This window comes from Oscillibacter sp. CAG:155, from assembly GCA_000436875.1.
GTDB lineage: Bacteria > Bacillota > Clostridia > Oscillospirales > Oscillospiraceae > Oscillibacter.
Map to the genome: position 1 here is coordinate 15664 of FR890932.1, position 7238 is coordinate 22901.

The 7238-nt window shown below is 58.5% G+C and carries 6 protein-coding genes, 1 tRNA gene and 1 pseudogene; 5 read left to right on the plus strand and 3 right to left on the minus strand.

From position 1 onward, the window contains the following. From QZL67_RS07220 to QZL67_RS07230, 3 genes and pseudogenes are all read right to left on the minus strand, one after another. Positions 1 to 578 (minus strand): annotated as a pseudogene (locus QZL67_RS07220) (NADH:flavin oxidoreductase); the annotation flags it as partial. Beyond that, positions 551 to 988 (minus strand): bilirubin utilization transcriptional regulator BilQ, encoded by a 438-nt coding sequence (gene bilQ / locus QZL67_RS07225; RefSeq protein ID WP_022290066.1) that lies wholly within the window; start codon positions 986 to 988, stop codon positions 551 to 553. The pseudogene QZL67_RS07220 and the gene bilQ, both read right to left, overlap by 28 nt. A gap of 319 nt (positions 989 to 1307) precedes the next feature. Further along, a tRNA-Leu gene (locus QZL67_RS07230) sits at positions 1308 to 1394 on the minus strand. Positions 1395 to 1605: 211 nt separating this feature from the next. Between QZL67_RS07230 and QZL67_RS07235 the strand changes: the two genes are divergently transcribed. The 5 genes from QZL67_RS07235 to QZL67_RS07255 all read left to right on the plus strand — a co-directional run bounded on the left by QZL67_RS07235 (position 1606) and on the right by QZL67_RS07255 (position 7005). After that, the gene (locus QZL67_RS07235; protein ID WP_292920068.1) at positions 1606 to 2964 is read left to right on the plus strand and encodes a VCBS repeat-containing protein; all 1359 of its coding nucleotides are present in this window, start codon (positions 1606 to 1608) and stop codon (positions 2962 to 2964) included. Between the two features lie 25 nt (positions 2965 to 2989). Further along, positions 2990 to 3676: a response regulator transcription factor gene (locus QZL67_RS07240; protein ID WP_022290068.1), complete on the plus strand. Its 687-nt coding sequence runs from the start codon at positions 2990 to 2992 to the stop codon at positions 3674 to 3676. Between the two features lie 22 nt (positions 3677 to 3698). Next, positions 3699 to 4493 carry an EcsC family protein gene (locus tag QZL67_RS07245; RefSeq protein ID WP_022290069.1) on the plus strand — a complete coding sequence of 265 codons (795 nt, stop codon included), beginning with the start codon at positions 3699 to 3701 and terminating at the stop codon, positions 4491 to 4493. A 28-nt stretch (positions 4494 to 4521) separates the two neighbouring features. Then, on the plus strand, positions 4522 to 5964 hold the full coding sequence (locus QZL67_RS07250; protein ID WP_022290070.1) for a HAMP domain-containing sensor histidine kinase: 1443 nt from the start codon (positions 4522 to 4524) through the stop codon (positions 5962 to 5964). A gap of 66 nt (positions 5965 to 6030) precedes the next feature. Then, positions 6031 to 7005, plus strand: a complete 975-nt coding sequence (locus tag QZL67_RS07255; RefSeq protein ID WP_022290071.1) for a DUF1385 domain-containing protein — start codon at positions 6031 to 6033, stop codon at positions 7003 to 7005. The last annotated feature ends 233 nt before the right edge of the window (positions 7006 to 7238 follow it).

The following is a 7238-nucleotide window of genomic DNA, read 5'->3' on the forward strand; positions in this document are numbered from 1 at the left end:
CGGGCTGGGTTCCCGGGGCCGCCGCCGTAGCGGTCGGTGCGGTGGTTGAAGACCGTGGAACTGAAGCTGCCGCACATCCGGTCTCCATGGACCTGCACCATATCAAAGCCCGCCTGCAGGGCCAGCTCTGCCGCTGTTCCGAAGGCGTCGGTGATCTGTGCGATTTTTTTCTCCGGAAGGCCCGTGATGTAAGGGGCCACCTGCTGATTCAGAAGAGGCCGCAGTTCCTCCATGGAGATACGCTTGGTGAGCACGCCGGGGATGTACTTCACCATGGCCTTGAGATTGGAGTCGGACTGGTGAAGCTGTGCGCAGAGCTTGCATCCCTCCCGGTGGACGGCATCTGCCAGGGCCTTGTAAAAGGCAAAGCCTTTCTTGGAATAGAGAGAGGGGCCGAAGCCGTGCGGGAGCACCGGCACATCGCCGATGATGATCATGGCGCAGCCTCCTGCGGCGATTCTGCGCAGGCGTTCCACCTGCTCCTCCTGGGGAAGGCCCAGACTGGTGGGAGCAAAGATGATGCGGTTTTTCAGGGGCAGCCCGCCGTAGTTCAGGGGGCTGGAGATGTTTTCGTACATGTAGAATCCACTCCTTTTCTGGTGGCTTTTTCTAAGAGTGCAAATAACTGTTTTTGTTCTGCCTCGTCCAGGGCACTCAGAGCCTCCTTGTCCCAGTCGAAAAAGACCTGGTGACTGACAGAAAAGGCCTCCTGCCCTTTGGGACTCAGATTCAGGTGGTAGGCCCGGCCGGACTTTTCCCGGGTGAGGAATCCCTCCTCCACCAGTTTGGTGATACAGCGCTGGGAGTAGCCCCAATCCAGGCCCAGGGCCGCTGTCAGTTCCGCCTGGGTGCAGCCTGGGTGCTTGCCTACATAGATGACCGGGAACAAAGAGCCGAAGCTCAGCCCCAGCTGCTGGAGCCGCCGGGTGGTATAGGCGGTAAAGCTGCGGTGAAACACGGTGGCGTAGTAGGCAAGGGTTTGGAACATGAAACGGTCAACTCCTTTTTCTTGACCTGGTCAAGTATAATGCGCAAACTTGATAAAGTCAAGTAAAAAATAAAAAAGCATCGCGGAAAATTTTCCCGCGATACAAAGAGCGCTCGCTTTTATAAAAAAGTCAGAGCAAGCGATATGGCGCTTGCTTCGACGTGCACATTCGCAGCAGGATAGATGCTGCATCCAAAACCAAATCGCAACCCAGCGCAAGCGGTTGCGATTTGGAAAGAAGGAGCAAGGGAACGGGCGGATAATGTTTTTTGCCATGGGAACAAAAAGACGTCGGAGCAAAGCGGACTTTGCTCCGACGTGGTGCCGGTGGTGGGACTCGAACCCACACGGTATCGCTACCAACGGATTTTGAGTCCGTCACGTCTACCAATTCCATCACACCGGCAATTACAGTGCTTGTTTATTATACTAGATGAAAAAGTAAAATTCAAGAGCGGATTTTGATTCCGGACAAAATCATGAACAGTCCGTAAAAAACGTGGAAAATCAAAAGAAGATCTACACAAATCTTGGAGGACGTGCTATCATATATAAGTTAAATTATGCGCGTTATGCACATCTGCGACCTGCGCGATACAAAAGGGGGGAACGAGACCGTGAGACGATGGATGCGCGCCGCTTTGCTGGGACTGATGCTTGGCGTATTGCTGCAAACGGCCTGCGGCTGCAGCACCGGATTCATTTTCAACCCCCAGGAGCTTTACAGCCTGCCGCAGCTTCCGCCGAAGTATGATGCGCTCAACCAGTGCCTTTCCGAAATCATCAATGGAGGGGCGGAGTATGCCGCGCCTACCTCGGGAACCAATATTCAGGCGGTGCAGATGGTGGATCTGGACGGTGACGGCCAGGAAGAGGCCGTGGCATTTTTCCGTAATGCCGCGGATGAAAAGCCCTTGAAGATCTATATTTTTGCCGCTGAGGGCGAGAGTTACCGGCAGGTAGCAGTGATTGAGGGAAGCGGTACCGCCATTTACAGCATCGACTATCAGGATCTCAATGGAGACGGCGAGATGGCACTGCTGGTGGGCTGGCGGGTCAGTACGGACTTGCAGGCGCTGTCGGTCTACGCACTGGACGGCGACGAGGCGGTAGAGCTGGTCCGGTCCAATTACGTCAAATATGCCATCACCGACTTGGACCAGGATCAGCAAAAGGAACTGATGGTTCTGCGCTCAGACAACCAGGGCGAGGGCGTTGCGGAATATTACAGCTGGCAGGACGGAAGTCTGCTGCCCAGCTCCACGATCCGCATCTCCATTACCATGGCAGAACTGAGCCAGCAGGGACGGATCGTCAACGGTATGCTGCGGGACGAGGTGCCTGCACTGTTTATCACCGGTGTCGCGGAAAATGCTGAGGCCATCACGGATATTCTGACCGTTCGGGACGGAGAGCTGACCAATGCGGTGCTCTCCAACATGACGGGGGTTTCCCAGGTGATTGCGCCGTTTCGGTCGCTGTATCCCTACGACATCAACAACGACGGCGTGACGGAGGTGCCGCAGCCTGTGTCGATGCCGGGCTGGGGTAGCGGACTGACTTCGGATGACGGCTACCGCATTGACTGGTACAGCTACGACTCCGAGGGAAAGGGCAAGATCGTGATGCGGACGTATCATGATATGGAGAGCGGCTGGTATTTCCAGCTGCCGGAGGACTGGACGGATCTGATCCAGATACACCGCAGCTCCGGCACGGATGAGACCGTTGTGACCTTTTCCGTACAGGAGGGAGATACCGTGCGGGAGATCCTGAGCATCAGCACCCTCACCGGCAGCAACAGGGAAGTTCAGGCCAGCCGCGGAAACCGGTTTAATCTCAGCCGTCAGTCGGACGCCACTTATACGGCCGAGCTGCTGAGCGGCAACAGCGGATGGAAGTACGGACTGACGGAAGACCAGGTGCGGGAGGCATTCAGCCTGATCCGGTCCGAATGGCTGACCGGAGACAACTGAGAAGGCAGAAAGGACGGATATCACCATGAAAAAAGTATTGGTACTGGAGGATGAATCCAGCATCCGCAGTTTTATCGTCATCAATCTGCGCCGGGCCGGCTATGACGTCATTGAGGCGGAGAGCGGCGAGGAGGCCCTGGACCGTTTGCAGGAGAACCCGGACACCAAGGTGGCGCTTCTGGATATCATGCTGCCGGGGATCGACGGCTTTGAGGTCTGCCGCCGCATTCGGGCTACCAACACCAAGATCGGCATCATCATGCTCACTGCCCGTTCCCAGGAAATGGATAAGGTCACGGGCCTGATGACCGGCGCCGACGACTATGTGACCAAGCCCTTCTCCCCGGCGGAACTCACCGCCCGGGTGGATGCGCTGTTCCGCCGGGCCGGCGGGGAGGACCCGGTCCAGACCGGGGAGATCCGGCAGGACCCCTTCCTGCTCAATACCCGCAACCGGACGCTGGAGAAGAACGGCCAGCGGATCAAGCTGACCCAGGTGGAGTACTCCATCATGAAGGTCTTTATGGAAAACCCGGGCAAGGCCCTCTCCCGGGAGGAGATCCTGGACATGGTTTGGGGTCGGGACTATTTCGGTGAGCTGAAGATCGTGGATGTCAACGTCCGCCGTCTCCGGCTGAAGATCGAGGATAACGTGCAGAATCCCACTTATATCACCACTGTCTGGGGATATGGATACAAGTGGGGCTTTTGAGCGTGTCCGGAGGTGTGAGCGCATGGGCATGCTGAAGACGCCGTGGCAGCGGGCATACCAGGCGGTTTGGCGGCGTGAGGAGCGGTATCTGGCCCGATATGAGACCCGCCGGGAATCCCAGCTGGATGCAAAGCTGGGCGAGTTGGCGCCGGAATCGCTGCTGGAGACACTGCACACCGCTTTTTCCAAGGCATTTTCAGCGGTGTTTGAAAAGGGCACCGGACTGATCGACTGGGCAGGACGGCAGGACCGGCGGCGGGCCGACTGTCGGGTGCGGCAATACGCCGCAGACCAGCGGGAGGACCACAGGGCCCTGCGGGCGTTTTCCAAAGCTGCCGGCACGGCCGGCCGGGGCAATGTGTTGCTCTCCGGCGCTGCCGGGATCGGCATGGGCCTCGTGGGTGCGGCACTGCCGGACGTGCCGCTTTTTACCGCCATGCTGCTCAAATGCGTCTATGAGACCGGGGAGAGCTTTGGTTTTTCCCATGACACGCCGTCCGAACGGCGCTTCGTTTTGCGCCTGATCGAAGCGGCACTGTCCGACGGGGCAGAGCTGAGAGATCGCAACCAGGCGCTGAATGCCTTTATCCAGGACGGGTGCTGGCGGGACCAGCCGCCTGAGGAGGTCCAGCTCCGGGCAACGGCCCGGCAGGTGTCGGAAGCGGTGCTGTATGGAAAGATCCTCCAGGGGATTCCTCTCGTGGGGGTCCTGGGCGGCGCGGAAGACGCGATCCTTTTGGGCCGTGTCCAGCGGTATGCTGCCATCAAATACGAGCGGCGCTTTTTGATCCGGCGTCGGCTGGCTCAACTGAAATGAAACACGGATCGGGAGAGGAGGTCCCGCTATGACGGAAGGGAAGCCCCCCAGATGGAAGGTCCTGCGGCTGCGGGGTCTGCGGCAGCGGTGGATCGTCAACACCGTAATGCCGGTTCTGGTGCTGCTGATTTTGCTGATGACTCTGTTTTCCGCGGGGGTATCCAGCTACTATTACCGCAGCATGCAAAATGGCCTGGAAAAGCAGGCCCAGGCGCTGGCCAGCGCCTTTGACGAGTACTTTATGGACAACGGCTTTGCCGAGTATTCCCGGAAAGCGGAGCAGACCGCCAATTCCTACGAGGACAAGGACCGCATCGAGCTGCAGTTTATCAGCAGCACCGGGCGCATCCAGGTGTCCACCTCCGGCCTGACGGCCGGCACCGCTCCCGGTACCAGCGACATCGATCAGGCCATCGCGGAAAATGAGATGAAGGCCTTCCAGGGGAAGGACCCGGAGACCGGGGAGAAGATCCTCTCTGTCTCCCATCCCCTGACCTTTAACGGCCGGGTGGTGGGCGTGATGCGCTTTGTCACGTCGCTGCGGGTGGCGGACCGACAGATCATGCTGGCAAATCTCGTGATTCTGGCGGTAGCCATCTTGTGCATGGCGCTGGTCGTCATCTCCAACCTGCTCTTCATCAACAACGTGGCGGAGCCGGTGGCGGTGGTGACGGACGCGGCCAAGCGGATCTCCGCCGGCAGCTACGGAATCCAGATTGAAAACAAATACACCGACGAAATGGGAGAACTGGTGGACAACATCAACGACATGTCGCTGAAGATCGGCCAGAATGAAAAGATGAAATCCGAGTTCATCTCCTCGGTGTCCCATGAGCTGCGCACACCGCTGACGGCCATCAACGGCTGGGGTGAGACGATCCTGGCGGACCCAACCGGCGATCCGGTGCAGCTGCGCCGGGGCATCCGCATCATCCTCAATGAGTCCAGGCGTCTTTCTACAATGGTGGAGGAGCTGCTGGAATTCTCCAAGATGGAGGACGGCCGGTTCACGCTGCGCATTGAGGAGGTGGACCTCCAGGCGGAGTTTGAGGACGCTGTATTCACCTACCGCCAGCTCTTCCGGCAGGAGGGTATCGACCTGGAGTACGAGAGCGGAGACGAGCTGCTGCCGCCCATTCCCGGAGACCCGGAGCGGCTCAAGCAGGTCTTCTGCAACGTACTGGATAACGCCGCCAAGCACGGCGGTTCCGGCAAGCGCATCACCGCATCGGTCTGCCAGGAGGGCGAATACGAGGTGGTCCGGGTCCGGGACTACGGCCCCGGAATCCCGGAGGCGGAGCTGCCCTTTATCAAGCAGAAGTTCTACAAGGGTTCTTCCAAGGCCCGGGGCAGCGGCATCGGCCTTGCGGTGTGCGATGAGATCGTCAACCTCCACAACGGAACCTTTACCATCGGCAATGCGGACGGCGGCGGTGCCATCGTTACCATTCGCCTTCCGATGAAGGAATGAAAATCGAACAATCGTTTGATTTTTGCTGAAAAATATGCTACACTAAGAGATTAGAAAGGAACATCCATGGCAGAGCAGAACAAATCCTGCGCCTTCCGCACCAGCATCGGCGGACAGGCGCTGATCGAGGGCATCCTGATGCGGGGGCCGGAGAAGCAGGCCATCGTGGTCCGAGATCAGGAGGGCCACCTGGTGGAAAAGGTGGAGGAGCTGCGGTTCATCAAGGACCGCTATCCCATCCTGGGCCTCCCACTGGTACGGGGCACCGTGAACTTCCTGGGAGCTATGGTCAGCGGCGTCAAGGCGCTGATGTACTCGGCGGATTTTTATCCGGAGGAAGAGGCGGCCAAGCCCTCAAAATTTGAGCTTTGGCTGGAAAAGCACCTCTCAAGTAAGAAGCTGGAAAGCGCCGTGGTGGCGCTGGCGGTGCTGCTGGGCGTGGGGATGAGCATCTTTTTGTTCCTGGTGCTGCCCACCTTTTTGACAGGCGGCATTCTGCACTTTTTCCCGGACTTCCCCATGTGGGGGAGAAACCTGGTGGAGGGTATCCTGAAGGTTTTGATCTTTCTGGTCTATTTGATCGTCTGCTCCAAGCAGAAGGATATTTACCGGGTGTTTCAGTACCACGGGGCGGAGCATAAAAGTATCTTCTGCTATGAGGCGGGACTGCCGCTGACGGTGGAAAACGTCCGTATTCAGCCCCGGCATCATCCCCGCTGCGGCACCAGTTTTCTCTTTGTGGTGATTTTCGTGTCGATTCTGGCATCCAGCGTGGTATTTGGCATCTGGCCCATTACCAATGTCTGGCTGCGGACGCTGGCCCATCTGCTGCTGCTGCCGCTGGTGGTGGGTATCACCTACGAGTTCAACCGCTGGGTGGGCCGCCATGCTCAGGACAACGTCCTGGCCAAGATCCTCACCGCCCCCGGACTGTGGATGCAGAACTTTACCACCAATGAGCCGGATGACGGCATGATCGAGTGTGCTATCCGGTCACTGGAGCTGGTGCTGCCCTCGGAGAAGGGTAAGGACGCCTGGTAAACGGGAGACCGGGACAGGCGCATCACGGGGGAGATTGGAAGGACGGAACGTACTTATGGCAATTACCTATAACAATTTATACCTGGATATCCGTCAGCAGCTGCGGCGCTCCGGCATTGAGGCTGCTACGCTGGAGGCCCGGGAGCTGGTGTGCTTCGGCACCGGGAAAAGCCGGGAGGAGCTGACCCGGGACGGAGGGCTTTATGCCTCTCCGGAGCTGGAACGGCGGGTCC